Here is a 15796-nt window from a genome sequence, read left to right on the forward strand (position 1 = left end):
ACGTTGGGCCTACTTGCTGCGATCATCTCGATCCAAGCGGAGGGCGGCATGACGATATGCCGGAACCCGCACCGCATCACAGCTGGGAGACCCAAATGACCCTGATGAAATCCTTCCTCGGCAGCGCCGCCGCACTGGCTCTGTCCGCGGGTGCCGCGCTCGCCGATCCGGCGCTGATCTACGATCTCGGCGGCAAGTTCGACAAGAGCTTCAACGAAGCGGCATTCAACGGTGCGGAGCGTTGGGCCGAAGAGACCGGCGGCTCCTACCGCGATATCGAGCTGCAATCCGAGGCCCAGCGCGAACAGGCGCTGCGCCGCTTTGCCGAAAACGGCTTCAACCCGATCATCACCACCGGCTTCTCGATGTCGACGCCGATCTCGAACGTCGCGGGCGACTATCCCGACACCAAGTTCGTGACCATCGACGGCTTCGTGGACCCCGAAGAGTTTCCGAACGTCAAATCCATCCTCTTCGCCGAGCACCAGGGCTCCTATCTCGTCGGCATGATGGCTGCGATGGCCTCCGAGACGGGCACTGTCAGCTTCGTGGGCGGGATGGACATTCCGCTCATCCGCACCTTCGCTTGCGGCTACGCGCAGGGCGCCAAGGCGGTGAATTCCGACATCGAGGTCATCGCCAACATGACCGGCACGACGCCGGCGGCATGGAACGACCCGGTGAAGGGGTCCGAGCTGACGCAGGCGCAGATCAGCCAGGGCTCCGACGTTGTGTTCGCGGCAGCGGGCGGCACCGGCATCGGCGTTCTGCAGACCGCCGCCGACGAGGGCATCCTGTCCATCGGCGTCGACAGCAACCAGAACTACCTGCATCCAGGCCAAGTCCTGACTTCGATGCTCAAGCGCGTGGACGTAGCCGTATACGATGCCATGACGGCCGGCGAAGACCTCGAGACCGGCGTCTCGACCCTCACGCTCGAAGACAACGGCGTCGGCTACGCGCTCGACGAGAACAACGAGGAACTCGTTTCCGAAGAGATGAAGACCGCCGTCGACCAGGCACGCGAGGAGATCATCGCGGGCAATACCGAGGTCCACGATTACCGCGAAGACGACAGCTGCCCGGTGCTCGACTTCTGATCGACCCGGCATCCGATCTTCCGGGCAGCCCGCGCGCTGCCCGCGACCAGGGGCCGCCCCGCGCGGCCCCTGCCCCGTCCTAGACAAGCGTCAGGCCAGACATTCATGACCGACACCGCCCCCGCCATCGAGCTGAAAGGCATCTCCAAGGCCTTCGGACCCGTCCAGGCCAACAAGGATATTTCGATCCGCGTGATGCCCGGCACGATCCACGGCATCATCGGCGAGAACGGCGCGGGCAAATCGACCCTGATGTCGATCCTCTACGGCTTCTACAAGGCCGATAGGGGAGAGATCTACGTCAAGGGACAACGAACCGAGATCCCCGACAGCCAGGCCGCCATCGCCGCCGGTATCGGCATGGTCTTCCAGCACTTCAAGCTGGTGCAGAATTTCACCGTCCTCGAGAACGTGATCCTCGGGGCGGAAGATGGCGGGCTGCTGAAGCCCTCGCTCGCCAAGGCACGGGGCGTTCTCAAGCAGCTCTCGGAGGAATACGGCCTCTCGGTCGATCCCGACACGCCCGTCGAGGCGCTATCGGTCGGGCACCAGCAGCGGGTCGAGATCCTGAAGGCGCTCTACCGGCAGGCTGATATCCTCATTCTCGACGAGCCGACCGGCGTTCTGACGCCGGCAGAGGCCGACCACCTCTTTCGTATCCTCGACAACCTGAGGGCCGAGGGAAAGACCATCATCCTCATCACCCACAAGCTCCGCGAGATCATGGACATCACCGACACGGTGAGCGTGATGCGCCGCGGAGAGATGACAGCGACCGTCAAGACCGCCGAGACGAGTCCGCAGGAGCTGGCCGAACTCATGGTCGGGCGCAAGGTGCTGCTGCGCGTCGACAAGGAGCCCGCGAAGCCGAAGGACGCGGTGTTGTCGGTACGCAATCTGCGCCACGTGGACGGTGACGGGGTCGAACGGCTGCGCGGCATCTCCTTCGATCTGCGCGCGGGCGAGATCCTCGGGCTCGCGGGCGTCGCGGGCAACGGACAATCCGAACTTCTGGAGGTCCTGGGCGGCTACCGCGACGGCGAGGGCGAAGTCTTGCTGAACGGCGCACCGCTGCCGCTCTCCGGTCCCGGCTCCGACGGGCAGGCCCGCCGCACGGCCGGCATCGGCCACGTGCCCGAGGATCGCCAGCGCGAGGGCCTCATCATGCCCTATACCGCGTGGGAGAATACGGTCTTCGGCTATCACCACGACCCCGCGATCCAGCGTGGCGCGTTCATGAACAACGCCGCGATCAAGACCGAAGCAGCCGCGAAGATGGAGCGGTTCGACGTCCGCCCCCCCGATCCGAACCTCGCGGCTAAGAATTTCTCCGGCGGCAACCAGCAAAAGATCGTTCTGGCCCGCGAGATCGAGCGGAACCCCGATGTCCTTCTGATCGGCCAGCCCACGCGCGGCGTCGATATCGGCGCGATCGAGTTCATCCACCAGGAGATCGTGCGGCTGCGCGATCTCGGCAAGGCGATCCTGTTGGTCTCGGTCGAGCTCGACGAGATCTTCGCCCTGTCGGACCGCATCGCCGTGATGTTCGACGGCCGTATCATGGGCGAGCGCGACCCGAATGAAACCGACCAGCGCGAACTTGGTCTCTTGATGGCCGGCGTGACCGGCGACGCAGGCGAGGATCCGATCAAGACGGTGGATCAGAGCCTCGACGAGAAAGAACATCGCGCGGCGGGAAGGTAAGCCCGGCCGGCGAGGTTTAATTGAGTGGTGATGGCAATGACCTTAAATTTATGTCCAGAGACCCGAATGCAGGCCATTCAGGATGACCGATCTGGAACGCGAACAACATCATCGCCGGATCGACGCGGAGATCGTGAAGCTTTTCGCCGAAACATCGAAGCCGAACGCCGAAACCGCGAAACTGACGAGCGCAAACCGCTTGTACCTTCTCGTTGTGGGCTCCGGCTCGACGCTCGCAATTGCGGCCTTCGCGACGCTCTTCCTCTGATCCAAACGGGCGGGGTCGCCGCTCATGGATAAGATGCCTGCCTGGGCCGACGCGGTCCTCGTTCCCCTGATCTCCCTCCTCCTGGCCGCCATCCTCTCGGCGCTGGTCATCCTTGCCATTGGTGAGAACCCGATCGAGGCATTCAACCTCATGGTCGAAGGTGCGCTGATGCGCTCTGCCGGTTGGGGCTACACGCTCTACTATGCGACCAATTTCATCTTCACTGGCCTCGCGGTCTCCGTCGCTTTCCACGCCAAGCTTTTCAACATCGGCGGTGAAGGCCAGGCGACCATTGGCGGCCTCGGCGTTGCGCTCATCTGCCTCTACATCCCCTGGCCTCATTGGTCGCTGGCCCTCATTGGCGCGGCGCTCGGCGCGGCGGCCTTCGGTGCGCTCTGGGCGCTGATCCCGGCCTATCTGCAGGCCAAGCGCGGCAGCCATATCGTCATCACGACGATCATGTTCAACTTCATCGCGGCGGCGCTTCTGAATTACGTCCTCGTGAATCTTCTGAAGCCCGCGGGCCAGATGGACCCGGCCTCGCCGATCTTCCCCGCCGCGACGCACCTGCCGACCTTCCAGGACATGTTCGCCACGGATGCCATGCCTCTCTTCCGCGGCTCGCCCGGCAACGTGACCTTCTTCCTCGCGATTCTCGCCTGCTTCGCGGTCTGGCTGCTGATCTGGCGCACCCGGCTCGGCTACGAGATCCGCGCGCTCGGCCATTCCGAAAGCGCCGCTCGTTATGCAGGGATCTCACCGGTCCGCACCATCGTGATCGCCATGCTGATCTCGGGCGGCCTTGCCGGCCTCATGGCGACCAATACCGCGATGGGAGAGGCCGAGCGTCTCGTGATGAATGCGACCGAAGGCGCGGGCTTCATCGGCATCGCCGTGGCGCTGATGGGCCGCAATCACCCGATTGGCGTGTTCCTCGCCGCGATCCTCTTCGGCTTTCTTTACCAGGGCGGCGCTGAGCTCGCGCTATGGACCAATATCCCGCGCGAGCTGATCGTGGTGATCCAGGCGCTCGTGATCCTCTTCACCGGCGCGCTCGACAACATGGTCCGCACGCCTCTGGAACGGGTCTTCGTCGCCATGCGAAAGGAGCGTGCCTGATGGATTTCGCAACTCTCCTGCAGGTGCTCGACTCCACTGTCCGCCTCGCAACGCCGCTGCTGCTTGCGTGCCTCGCAGGTCTCTTCTCGGAACGCTCCGGCGTGATCGACATCGGGCTCGAAGGCAAGATGCTGATCGCGGCCTTCTTCTCGGCGGCGATCGCGGCGCTCACGGGCTCGGTCTGGTTGGGACTGCTCTCGGGTATCGTCTCGGCGATGCTGCTCTCCGGGCTGCACGGCCTCGCCTCGATCACCTTCCGAGGCAACCAGCTCATTTCGGGCGTCGCGCTCAACTTCCTCGCGGCGGGCCTGACCGTGCTCATCGCGCAGGACTGGTTCAGCCAGGGGGGCCGCACGCCGTCCCTTCTCGAAGGCGGGCGCTGGGCCGCGCTCACGCTGCCGCTGGCCGAGACCCTGCGCCCCGTGCCGATACTGGGCCCGATCTATTACGAGCTGATCTCCGGCCACTCGATCCTCGTCTACGTCGCCTTCCTGTGCGTGCCCGCGACCTGGTGGATCCTCTTCCGCACTCGGTTCGGCCTGCGCCTCCGCGCCGTGGGTGAAGCACCCGAAGCGGTCGACACGGCCGGTGTCTCGGTCGTGGCGCTGCGCTACGCCGCCATCGCCATCTGCGGTCTTCTGTGCGGTCTTGCAGGATCTTACCTTGCTACGGGCCTGCAGGCGGGCTTCGTGAAGGACATGACGGCGGGCCGGGGGTACATCGCCCTCGCCGCGCTGATCTTCGCCAAGTGGCGGCCGTGGTACGCGCTCTGGGCGTGCCTTCTCTTCGGGCTTCTGCAGGCGGTGGCGCTGCGCTACCAGAATATCGACCTCGGCGGCTTCACCATCCCGGTGCAGTTCATGGACGCGCTGCCCTACATCCTGACCGTCGTGATCCTCGCGGGCTTCGTAGGCCGCGCGATCCCGCCGCGCGCGGGCGGCCAGCCTTACGTAAAGGAGCGGTGAGCGCCGCCCCCTCTTTGGATTGGTAAAAATGCCTCGGCGAGCGCGAGGGGCTGGCCCCTCGCTCCCCCGGCCCGTGTCACGAAAAGGCCGGGCCAATAAGACCGCCCTTCGCTTCCATCCCCGTTGCCTTTCGCCGCAACGCCGCACATGCTGAACCCATGCAACTCTACCTCCCCATCGCCGAGGTCTCGGTCAACCTGATCCTGCTTCTGGGCGTGGGCACGATTGTCGGTATCCTTTCGGGCATGTTCGGCGTGGGTGGCGGGTTCCTGATCACACCGCTTCTGTTCTTCATGGGCATCCCGCCGGCCGTGGCGGTCGCGACCGGCGCGAACCAGATCGTCGCCTCCTCGGTTTCGGGTGTGATGGCGCATCTCAAGCGCCGCACCGTGGATCTGAAAATGGGAACGGTGCTGCTCGCGGGCGGGCTCGTGGGCTCGGCGCTGGGTGTCTGGCTCTTCAATTATCTCAAGGAGCAAGGCCAGGTCGATCTGCTCGTCCGCCTCGCATACGTGATCTTCCTCGGCATTATTGGCGGGCTGATGTTTTTCGAGAGCCTCCGCGCGCTCCGCCGGTCCAAATCCGGCGCGCGGCCGAAGCGGCGCGCGCATGTCTGGGTGCACGGTCTGCCCTTCAAGATGCGCTTCCGCGCCTCGGGTCTCTACATCTCGGCGATCCCGCCGCTGCTCGTCGGGGCCTCGGTCGGGGTGCTGGCGGCGATCATGGGCGTTGGCGGCGGGTTCATCATGGTCCCGGCGATGATCTACCTCCTGGGCATGCCCACCAAGGTCGTTGTCGGCACGTCGCTCTTCCAGATCATCTTCGTCACCGGCTTCACCACGGTTCTGCACGCCACGACCACGCGCACGGTCGATATCGTCCTGGCACTCGCGCTCATCCTCGGCGGCGTGGTCGGAGCGCAGATCGGCGCGACGCTCGGATCGCGGCTCAAGGCAGAGCAACTCAGGATCCTGCTGGCGAGCCTCGTCCTCGCGGTCTGTTTCAAGCTGGCGCTCGATTTGCTTCTGACACCGGACGAGCTGTTCGTGATCGAGCAGACCTCATGATCCGCCGTCTCGCAGCCCTTCTCCTCGCTTTGCTTGGCGCAACACCGCTTGCGGCCCAGGAAGACGTCGTTCTCGGCCTCAGCCGCAACGTGATCTCGATCTCGGCGAATTTCGACGGATCGGATATCCTGATCTACGGCGCGGTGAAGCGCGAGACGCCGATCCCGCCAGAGACGGAGCTCGGTGTCGTCATCACCGTCGAAGGACCATACGTGCCGCTCACCGTCTGGCGAAAGGAGCGCCGCTTCGGGATCTGGGTAAATACCGAGGCCGTCGAGGTGGATCTCGCGCCATCCTTCTACGCGGTGGCGACCTCGGCTCCGTTCACCAGCGTCATGAGCCATGTCGAGGATCTGCGCCACCGGGTCTCGGTCCCGCGCGCGATCAGGTCGGTGGGCGCGCCGATCTCGGTCGAGGACACGCAGGCGTTTTCCGAGGCGGTAATCCGCATCCGGGATGCGGATGGGCGCTACCAGCTTCTCGAGGATTCAGTGGCGGTTCGTGAACAGACCCTCTTTTCGACCTCTGTCCGCCTGCCCGCGAACCTGACCGAAGGCACCTATCGCACCCGCATCTTCCTCACGCGCGACGGCAGCGTCGTCAGCGAGTATGATCGCGATATCGAGGTCCAGAAGGTCGGCATCGAGCGTTGGCTCTACAACCTTTCTCAGAGCCAGCCCTTCCTCTACGGGCTGCTCGCGCTGGTCCTCGCCTTGGCCGCCGGCTGGACAGCATCTGCCGTAACACGTCTGATAAGGTCCTGATGTCCCGAACACCGCCTCCCCTTCGTGCCGATTTCCCCGCCTTCCTGCCGATGCAGACCCGCTGGAACGACAATGACGAATACGGCCATCTGAACAACGCGACGTACCTGGAGCTTTTCGACACCGCCATCACCTATTGGCAGATGGAGAACGGGATCGATGTGCGCGGCCCCGATGCCTGGCGCTTCGTCGTGGTCGAGAACGGCTGTATCTATTTCCGCGAAGTAGGTTTTCCGGACAAGCTCGAGGCGGGCCTTCGTATCACGCGCATGGGCTCGTCCTCCTACCGGATCGAGGTCGCTCTGTTCCGCGACGGAGAGGACGAGGCGGCAAGCCTCGGCTTCTTCGTGAACGTCCTCACAGGCAATGATGCCCGTCCGCGCCCCATGCCCGGTGACCTGCGCGGGCGCCTCGCCCGGATCTCTGTGACATGATTCAAGTCAAATCGCCGTTGCGATTCTCTGGTATGGTCGTCTCCTGACCTTTCAGGAGAAAACCCATGCGGAAGATCGCTCTGTTGCTTGCGGTGTTGGCAAGCCCCGCCTTCGCCCAGACCACGTCGGATGTGCGCTTTGAGCCCGGAAACTTCGGCACAATGGTGTCCGGCACTGTCGTCGGAGACGAATATATCGATTATCGCCTTGGCGCGCAGGCCGGGCAAGAGATGTTCACCGAACTCACCGTGACGGACAGCAATGGCAGCGGCACCGTCTACTTCAACATCCTGCCTCCAGGCAGCGATAACGTCGCAATCTACAACAGCTCGACCTACGGCAACGCGACGACTGTGGAATTGCCCGAGGACGGCACCTACACGATCCGGGTCTATCAGATGGGCAACGACCGGGACTCGGAAAGGACGTCGGGGTTCAATATCGACCTGCCGATCCAGTAAATCGGCCGCCCTACCCTTTCTCGTGGAAATGGCCGTAGATCTTTTCGGCCAGGGCCTCGCTCACGCCCTCGACGGCCTTCAGGTCGGCGAGGTTCGCGCGGCTGACTGCCTTGGCCGAGCCGAAATGTGACAGCAGCGCCCGCTTGCGGGAGGCGCCGACACCGGCAATCTCGTCCAGTGGGTTCTTCCCCATCGACTTGGCGCGCTTGGCGCGATGCGTGCCGATGGCAAAGCGGTGCGCCTCATCGCGCATCCGCTGCACGAAATAGAGCACCGGATCGTTGTGCCTGAGCGCGAAAGGCCGCTGTCCGACGCGGTGGAACTCCTCCTTGCCGGCGTCCCGGTCGATGCCCTTGGCAACGCCGACCATCGGAATGTCCTCGACCCCGTATTCAGCCATGATCTCGTGCACGGCCGAGACCTGGCCCGCGCCGCCGTCGATCAGTAAGAGGTCCGGCCACATGCCCTTCTCGCGGTTCGGATCTTCCTTCTGGAGCCGCTTGAACCGCCGAGTGAGCACCTCTTTCATCATGCCGAAATCGTCGCCCGGCACGAGCTCTTCGCCCTTGATGTTGAACTTGCGATACTGGCTCTTGAGGAACCCCTCCGCCCCCGCGACGATCATCGCGCCGACGGCGTTCGTCCCCTGGATGTGAGAGTTGTCGTAGACCTCGATCCGCTCTGGCACGGTCTCGAGCCCCAGCGCTTCGGCAAGCCCGGTCAAAAGCTTCGTCTGCGTCGCGGTCTCGGACATCTTGCGCGCAAGGCTCTCGCGCGCGTTGCGGGTCGCGCCCTCGATCAGCTCCGCCTTCTCGCCACGGCGTGGCACCACGATCTCGACCTTGCGGCCAAGCTTGCCCGTCAGCAGCTCCTGCATGAGGTCCGGGCTTTCGATGTCATGCGACAGAAGGATGAGGCGTGGTGGCTCTTTCGTATCGTAGAACTGGCCGAGAAAGGCTTCGAGCACCTCTGCCTCGTCCACGTCCTCGCCCACGCGCGGATAAAAATCCCGGTTCCCCCAGTTCTGGTTCGCGCGGATGAAAAAGACCTGCACGCAGGCCTGCCCATGCTCCATGTGCAATGCGATGATGTCGGCTTCGGTCACGCCCTTTGGATTGATGCCCTGCACCGACTGAACCTGTGTCAGCGCCCGGATCCGGTCGCGGAGCGCGGCGGCGCGCTCGAATTCCATCGCCTCGGAGGCTTCCTGCATCTCGGATGCCAGCGTCTCCTGGATCTGGGTCGTCCGGCCCGAGAGGAACCTCTCCGCGTCGCGCACGCTCTCGGCATAATCCGTCTCCGAGATCCGCCCGACGCACGGCGCGCTGCATCGTTTGATCTGGTACAAGAGGCACGGCCGGGTGCGCGTCTCGAACACCGAGTCCGAACAATTTCGCAGAAGAAAGACCTTCTGGAGCTGGTTCAGCGTGCGGTTCACCGCGCCTGCGCTCGCGAATGGGCCATAGTATGAGCCCTTTTCGCGCTTCGCCCCACGATGTTTCTTGATCATCGGATAGGGATGATCGCCGGTCACCAGGATGTTCGGAAACGACTTGTCATCGCGCAGGAGCACGTTGAACTTCGGCTTGAGCTGCTTGATCAGGTTCTGCTCGAGCAGCAGCGCCTCGGTCTCGGTCCGGGTCGTGAGGAACATCATCGACGCGGTCTCGGAGATCATCCGGGCAATCCGCCGCGAATGCCCCGAAGGCCGCGCGTAGTTCGACACCCGCGCCTTCAGGTTCCGCGCCTTGCCGACGTAAAGGACACGGCTCTGGTCATCGAGCATCCGGTAAACGCCGGGCGAAGAATCCAACGTCTTCAAGTAGCTCTGTATGCAATCGTGCCCGGTGAGGCCCTGGTTCGTGGTCTGCTCGTTTTCCGACATCGTTTACCGATTCTTAACTCGATTCGGATCTGCGTCGAATCGCCGTTTCCGGCAGGCATTGTAACAGCATTGTTTCAAGGTTTTTTGCATCCACGGAACCTGTGGACAACACGCGGGACAAATCTTGGGCCACCGGGAATTTTCCTTTGTTTATGAAGACTTCGTTAAAGCGCCCAATTTTTAATCACAAATTTAACCACCTGATAACAAACGAAACTTTTCTTAACACGCGTCAAATGCCTGCAATGTGGCGTGTTTTCAGAACACTCGTCCAATTCATGACCCGCCGGTGCACAACTGGCTTTGCGACTATGCCACCCTACTCCGTTCCGACCACGTCCGGGGTCTTCCAGGCAAGGTGTTGTCCGCCGTCGATGCACAGAAGCTGGCCCGTCACCGCGGGCGCATTCATGAAATATCCCAGCGCGCCGGTGATGTCCGACGGGTTGGAACCGCGCTCCATGATCGTCGCGGCGCGCTGCTTGGCGAAATGCTCGTCGCTCTGCCGCCCGCCCTTCAGCGTCGGCCCGGGACCGATCGCGTTGACGCGCACGCGCGGGGCGAGCGCCATCGCCGCCGTCTGCGTGAAGGTCCACAGGCCCATCTTCGCCAGCGTGTAGGTCATGAATTCCGGTGTCAGCTTGCGAACGCGCTGATCGACCATGTTGATTACAAGGCCCTGCGCCTGCGGTTCACCGTTCTCGTCCTCGAGCGGGTCCGGCACTTGGGCTGCCAGCGCTTGCGTCAGCGCGAAGGGCGCGCGCAGGTTGCTCTCCATGTGGCGGTCCCAACTCTCGCGGGTCGCGCTGTCGATATCGTCATGCTCGAAGATCGAGGCGTTGTTCACCAGAATGGTGATTGGGCCGCCAAGCGCTTCGGCCGCCTTGGGAAGAAGCTCCTGCACCTCGTCTTCGTTCAGAAGGTCCGCCTGCACGGAAGCGGCGCTTCGGCCCATCTTGCGGATCTCGCCGGCGACCTCGTCGGCGGCATCGGAGGATGAATTGTAATGCACCGCCACGTCGACGCCCTGCTCCGCAAGATAAAGCGCCATCGCGCGTCCAAGGCGATGTCCGGCTCCGGTGACAAGGGCGCGGGGCTGGTCGGTCATGGGGTCTCCTTCGGTGTCAGATCAGCACGTAGGCCACATAGCCCACATAGAGCGCCGACAAGATCACGCCCCAGGTCCGCGTGAGATCGCGTCCGAAAAGAACGAAGGGCATGAGCAGGAGCGACGCACCCAGCATCACCCACAGATCGAAGGTCAGGAATTCGCGGTCCACCTCCATCGGCGCGATCAGGCTCGCGATGCCGATAATGGCGAGGAGGTTGAACATGTTCGAGCCGATGACGTTGCCAATCGCCACATCCGCCTGCTTGCGGATGGCGGCCGAGACGGTCGTCGCAAGCTCCGGCAGCGACGTGCCGAGCGCGACGAGCGTCAGGCCGATCACCGTATCGGAAACGCCGAACCGCGTCGCGATCACCCTTGCGCTGTCGACCAAAAGGTCCGCGCCCAGCGGCAGACCGATGAGGCCGAGCGCCAGGTAGAGGATGATCTTCCACCAGGGCATATCGGGATCGGCGCCCTCGACATCTTCTTCCGGATCTTCGGCTTTCATCGAATTGCGATGCTTGAGGCTGTCGCGAAGATTGTCACCGAGGATCACCGCGAGCACTGCCAGCAACACCAGGCCCGAGATCCAATCGAAGACGCCTCGGAACGCCAGCGCGATGAAGATCACTGTCGCGCCCAGCATGATCACGTAGCTTTTGCGGCTGTCGCATTGCGACGTGTGCATCACGGCGATAATCGCCGGGATGCCGAGCACAAGCAGGATATTCGCCGTGTTCGACCCCACGACGTTGCCCAGGGCGATGCCGGGCACCCCGTCGAGCGCAGCGTTGATCGAAATGAGAAGCTCGGGCGCCGAGGTTCCGAAAGCGACGATGGTCAGGCTGACGATCAGAGCCGGAATCCCGACGCGCAACGCGAGGTTCACAGCACCTTTCACCAGCGCGTCGCCCGCCAGAAGCAGGATCGCAAGACCCAAGATCGCGGTAAGATAGACCATGCGTTAGCCCCGCTTTTCGCCACCGCAGGGACATGGCCCCTTGCCGATGCGATACCGCCCGCAATCTCGGCATTTGCGGTTGCTCAATGTTTTCATGCCCGGCACGCGCAGCTTGCCGAACATCGCCATCACGCCCATGGCGATCAGGAAGAGAAAGACGATCTTGACGATCACGTCACAGGCCAAAGCGCGCGTAGGCGGCACGCTCCTCGATCTGGGTGAAGGCCTGGTCGGTCATCTCGGCACCGAAGCGGCTCAGAAGACCTTTCTTCTGACCGTAACGGCGGAAATTCACGTCATCACCGAACCGCTCTTTCATGACCTTTTCAAGATGCCCGATCCCGTCTGCAAGGCCGACATCCACCGCGCTCTGACCGAGCCAGACCTCGCCGGTGAAGAGATCGGGATCGTCGGCGAGCTTGTCGCCGCGCCGTGTCTTGACCTGGTCGATGAAATTGCCGTGCAGCTGCTCCAGCAGGCGGTTCAGCCGTTCGACATCCTCTTCCTGCTCGGGCCGGAAGGGATCGAGCATGCTCTTGGACTTGCCCGCCGTATAGACCCGGCGCTCGAAGCCTTGGCGCTGCAGGAAGACATGTGCGCCGAACCCAGCGGAGATGACGCCGATGGAGCCGAGGATCGAGCTCGGGTCGGCGAAGATCTCGTCGGCGGCGCTGGCGATCCAGTAGCCGCCAGACGCGGCCACGTCCTCGACGAATGCGATGACCGGCACGTCCTTCTCTTCGGAGAGCCGCCGGATGCGCGCGCCTATGAGCGAGGATTGCACCGGTGAGCCGCCGGGAGAGTTGATCTCGAGCGCGACGGCCTTGGGCTTGCCGCGCTTGAACGCCTTGTTCAGCATGTCAGTGACGTTTCGATCAGAGATGCCCGACCGGCCCATACCGATCGCGCCTTGCAGACGCACAACCGATACGGTCGGCTTGCGTTTGAAAACGGTAGACAACTTGCTCATGCCTCTGGACTTAGAGGCGGTGTCACTTACAAACAAGAGCCGCTCCCGCAGGATCGCCCCTTTCCTTCGACCAGAGTGGTCGGCCCGCCGCGCGGGCAAGGAAAAACCCCGCCGAAGCGGGGTTCCTCAACGCTTGGAAAGGCGGCTGCCTCACTCTTTCGCGCGGGCCTTGATCGGCTTCCAGATGCGCTTGTTGGTGAGATAGAGCAGTACCGACAGAATGGTGAGGAACACCACACCCACGAAGCCCGCCTGCTTGCGCGCCATCATCTTGGGCTCGGCCGTCCACATCAGGAAAGCCGCAACGTCTTTCGATTGCTGTTCGATCGTCGTCTCGATGTCGGGGTTGGCGTATTCGACATCATCACCGTAAAGCGGCGGCGCCATCGAGATATAGCCGCCCGGGAAGGCGGTATTCTCGTAAAGGATCGTGCCCGCCTGCTCGATCTGCTCGCCCGTGTAGCCGGTCAGGAGCGAGGCGATGTATTCCGCGCCGCCCATGCCCTTCACGAGCTGGTTGATGCCCGTGCCGTAGGGGCCGTGAAAGCCTGCACGCGCCTTGGCCATGAGAGACAGGTCGGGTGCGCCGACGGCGTTGTTCTCGGGGAAGTGGTCGGTCGGCCGTGCGGGACGGTAGTCGTCGAGTTCCTCGTCGAAGACCTCGAAGTTCTGTTCCGCATAGGCACGCACCTCGGCCTCGGAATAGCCCGGGCCGCTCTCATCCTGAAGCGAGCGGATCGGGACGTATTTCAGGCCGTGGCAGGCCGCGCAGACCTGCGTGTAGACCTGCAGGCCCCGCTGGAGCTGCGCCTGGTCATAGGTGCCGAAGGGACCCTCGAAGGAGAAGTCGTAGTCTTCGACATGTCCCTCGGAGCCGGCGGCGAATGCGCCGCCGACGGGAAGAGCCAGTGCCAGGAGGGCGGTGATGGCGAGTTTCTTGATCATCACTTTGTCCGATCCTTTCTTATTCGGCCGGAGCGACGTTGGGTTCGGTCTTGGTACCGCCCGTCGCCGAGGCGTGCGCCTCGAAATCAGCTTCGATCGTGTCGGGCCGCTTGAGCGGCTTCTCGATCACGCCGAGCAGCGGCAGGATCACCAGGAAGTAGGCGAACCAGTAGGCCGACGCGATCAGCGACAGCGAGGAATAGGGCTCCTCGGCGGGCATTGCCCCGAGCCACATCAGCGCGAAGAAGTCGACGATCAGCAGCGCGAACCACCACTTGAACTGCGGACGGTAGCGGCCCGAGCGAACGCTCGACGTGTCGAGCCAGGGCGCCAGCGCCATGACCGCGATCGCGCCGAACATCGCAAGCACACCGAAGAACTTCGCATCGATGATGCCGCCGGTCACGAAGGAGGCGATCTGAACGACCCACACCTCGGAAGTGAACGCGCGAAGGATCGCGTAGAACGGCAGGAAGTACCATTCGGGAACGATGTGCGCGGGCGTCGCGAGCGGGTTCGCCTCGATGTAGTTGTCCGGGTGGCCGAGATAGTTCGGCATGAACCCGACAATCGCGAAGAACACCGCGAGGATGATCGCCAGCGCGAAGAGGTCCTTGATCACGTAGTAGGGCCAGAACGGAACCGTGTCCTTCTCGGCCTCGGCCTTGGAGCCGCGACGAACCTCGACACCCGTGGGGTTGTTGTTGCCCGTGGAGTGGAAGGCCCAGATGTGCACGATCACGAGGCCCGCGATGACGAACGGGAAGAGATAGTGCAGCGAGAAGAAGCGCGTCAGCGTGTAGTTGCCAACCGCGGGTCCGCCAAGAAGCCAGGTCTGCAGCGTCTCGCCAATGAACGGGATCGCGCCGAAGAGGCCGGTGATCACGGTCGCGCCCCAGAAGGACATCTGACCCCAGGGCAGAACGTAGCCCATGAAGGCGGTGCCCATCATCAGAAGGTAGATCAGGATACCGATGATCCAGGTGACCTCGCGCGGCGCCTTGTAGGAGCCGTAATAGAGGCCGCGGAAGATATGTGCGTAGACCGCAACGAAGAACAGCGACGCGCCGTTCTGGTGCATGTAGCGCAGCGCCCAGCCACCATTCACGTCACGCATGATATGCTCGACGCTGGCGAACGCCATATCCGCGTCCGGCGTGTAGTGCATGACCAGCGTGATGCCGGTGATGATCTGCAGCGCAAGGGTGAAGGTCAGGACGATGCCCCAGATCCACATCCAGTTGAGGTTCTTGGGGGTGGGGATCATCAGCGTGTCGTAGAGAAGCCCGACGATCGGAAGGCGCTTGTGCAGCCACTTCTCGCCCGAGGACTTCGGTTCGTAATGGTCGTGCGGGATACCAGCCATGTCTCTCTCCCTTAACCCAGAAGGATCGTCGTTTCGTCGACGAACTCAGCCAGCGGAACCGGCAGGTTGGTCGGCGCGGGGCCGCGGCGGATGCGGCCGGCCGTGTCGTAGTGCGAGCCGTGGCAGGGGCAGAACCAGCCGTTGTAATCGCCCGCACCGTTGCCGAGCGGCACGCAGCCGAGATGCGTACAGACGCCCATCATCACGAGCCAGCGACCCTCCTCGTCGAGGGCGCGGTTCTCGTCCGTGGCGGGCTGCTCGCCCTGAAGATTCTCGTTGCGCGCGATCGGGTCGACCAGTTCGGACACGTCGACCGAGCGGGCCTCTTCGATCTCGGCCTGGCCGCGGTTGCGGATGAAGACCGGCTTGCCGAGCCATTGCACGGTGATCTGCGAACCCTCGTTGACGCCGCCGACATCGACCCGGATGGTCGAGAGCGCGCGCACATCCGCGGAGGGGTTCATTTGATTGATAAGCGGCCAGACGGCTGCGCCCGCCGCGACCGCACCCGCGCCTGCCGTGGCGTAGTAGAGAAAGTCTCTCCGGGTGCCTGTGTGATCTTCTGCGTTCGACACGAGGTTGTCTCCGTTCCCTGCACCGGCATACCGGCAAATCTCGGAATGCGCCGCGGACGGATCCGCAGCGTTCTGCGGGGCTAATTAGCGAACAGAGTTTA

17 protein-coding genes are annotated in these 15796 nt (G+C 63.3%); 9 read left to right on the forward strand and 8 right to left on the reverse strand.

The genetic code is table 11. From position 1 onward, the window contains the following. Positions 1 to 95 precede the first annotated feature (95 nt). From BM171_RS04095 to BM171_RS04135, 9 genes are all read left to right on the forward strand, one after another. On the forward strand, positions 96 to 1100 hold the full coding sequence (locus BM171_RS04095; protein WP_093009728.1) for a BMP family lipoprotein: 1005 nt from the start codon (positions 96 to 98) through the stop codon (positions 1098 to 1100). A gap of 105 nt (positions 1101 to 1205) precedes the next feature. Then, positions 1206 to 2804, forward strand: coding sequence for an ABC transporter ATP-binding protein (locus tag BM171_RS04100; RefSeq protein ID WP_093009547.1), 1599 nt, complete (start codon positions 1206 to 1208; stop codon positions 2802 to 2804). A gap of 82 nt (positions 2805 to 2886) precedes the next feature. Beyond that, the gene (locus BM171_RS04105; RefSeq protein WP_093009548.1) at positions 2887 to 3072 is read left to right on the forward strand and encodes a hypothetical protein; all 186 of its coding nucleotides are present in this window, start codon (positions 2887 to 2889) and stop codon (positions 3070 to 3072) included. Between the two features lie 24 nt (positions 3073 to 3096). Further along, positions 3097 to 4191: an ABC transporter permease gene (locus BM171_RS04110; protein WP_093009549.1), complete on the forward strand. Its 1095-nt coding sequence runs from the start codon at positions 3097 to 3099 to the stop codon at positions 4189 to 4191. Then, positions 4191 to 5156: an ABC transporter permease gene (locus BM171_RS04115; RefSeq protein ID WP_093009550.1), complete on the forward strand. Its 966-nt coding sequence runs from the start codon at positions 4191 to 4193 to the stop codon at positions 5154 to 5156. Before BM171_RS04110 ends, BM171_RS04115 begins: the two co-directional genes overlap by 1 nt. A 158-nt stretch (positions 5157 to 5314) precedes the next feature. Continuing rightward, positions 5315 to 6223 (forward strand): sulfite exporter TauE/SafE family protein, encoded by a 909-nt coding sequence (locus BM171_RS04120; RefSeq protein WP_093009551.1) that lies wholly within the window; start codon positions 5315 to 5317, stop codon positions 6221 to 6223. After that, on the forward strand, positions 6220 to 6987 hold the full coding sequence (locus BM171_RS04125) for a TIGR02186 family protein (protein ID WP_093009552.1): 768 nt from the start codon (positions 6220 to 6222) through the stop codon (positions 6985 to 6987). The genes BM171_RS04120 and BM171_RS04125 overlap by 4 nt, the downstream gene beginning before the upstream one ends. Then, entirely contained in the window at positions 6987 to 7421 is a 435-nt protein-coding gene (locus tag BM171_RS04130) for an acyl-CoA thioesterase (RefSeq protein ID WP_093009553.1), read from the forward strand. The genes BM171_RS04125 and BM171_RS04130 overlap by 1 nt, the downstream gene beginning before the upstream one ends. A gap of 65 nt (positions 7422 to 7486) precedes the next feature. Beyond that, positions 7487 to 7882, forward strand: a complete 396-nt coding sequence (locus tag BM171_RS04135; RefSeq protein ID WP_093009554.1) for a hypothetical protein — start codon at positions 7487 to 7489, stop codon at positions 7880 to 7882. Between the two features lie 10 nt (positions 7883 to 7892). Here BM171_RS04135 and uvrC read toward each other — a convergent pair whose 3' ends face one another. The 8 genes from uvrC to petA all read right to left on the reverse strand — a co-directional run bounded on the left by uvrC (position 7893) and on the right by petA (position 15695). Further along, the gene (gene uvrC / locus BM171_RS04140) at positions 7893 to 9767 is read right to left on the reverse strand and encodes an excinuclease ABC subunit UvrC (protein ID WP_093009555.1); all 1875 of its coding nucleotides are present in this window, start codon (positions 9765 to 9767) and stop codon (positions 7893 to 7895) included. A gap of 319 nt (positions 9768 to 10086) precedes the next feature. After that, the gene (locus BM171_RS04145) at positions 10087 to 10875 is read right to left on the reverse strand and encodes an SDR family oxidoreductase (protein ID WP_093009556.1); all 789 of its coding nucleotides are present in this window, start codon (positions 10873 to 10875) and stop codon (positions 10087 to 10089) included. 16 nt (positions 10876 to 10891) lie between these two features. Continuing rightward, positions 10892 to 11839 carry a calcium/sodium antiporter gene (locus BM171_RS04150; protein ID WP_093009557.1) on the reverse strand — a complete coding sequence of 316 codons (948 nt, stop codon included), beginning with the start codon at positions 11837 to 11839 and terminating at the stop codon, positions 10892 to 10894. 3 nt (positions 11840 to 11842) lie between these two features. Continuing rightward, complete coding sequence (locus tag BM171_RS18845) at positions 11843 to 12013, reverse strand: hypothetical protein (RefSeq protein WP_175497484.1); 171 nt, start codon at positions 12011 to 12013, stop codon at positions 11843 to 11845. Position 12014: 1 nt separating this feature from the next. Then, positions 12015 to 12809 (reverse strand): S49 family peptidase, encoded by a 795-nt coding sequence (locus BM171_RS04155; protein WP_093009558.1) that lies wholly within the window; start codon positions 12807 to 12809, stop codon positions 12015 to 12017. A gap of 150 nt (positions 12810 to 12959) precedes the next feature. Continuing rightward, positions 12960 to 13754, reverse strand: a complete 795-nt coding sequence (locus tag BM171_RS04160) for a cytochrome c1 (protein WP_093009559.1) — start codon at positions 13752 to 13754, stop codon at positions 12960 to 12962. A 19-nt stretch (positions 13755 to 13773) separates the two neighbouring features. Next, a complete protein-coding gene (petB, locus tag BM171_RS04165) occupies positions 13774 to 15120 on the reverse strand; it encodes a cytochrome b (RefSeq protein ID WP_093009560.1) in 1347 nt (448 codons plus the stop codon). An 11-nt stretch (positions 15121 to 15131) separates the two neighbouring features. Next, positions 15132 to 15695: a ubiquinol-cytochrome c reductase iron-sulfur subunit gene (petA, locus tag BM171_RS04170; protein WP_093009561.1), complete on the reverse strand. Its 564-nt coding sequence runs from the start codon at positions 15693 to 15695 to the stop codon at positions 15132 to 15134. Between the last annotated feature and the right edge of the window lie 101 nt (positions 15696 to 15796).

It is taken from the genome of Roseivivax halotolerans (assembly GCF_900115815.1).
GTDB classification, from domain to species: domain Bacteria; phylum Pseudomonadota; class Alphaproteobacteria; order Rhodobacterales; family Rhodobacteraceae; genus Roseivivax; species Roseivivax halotolerans.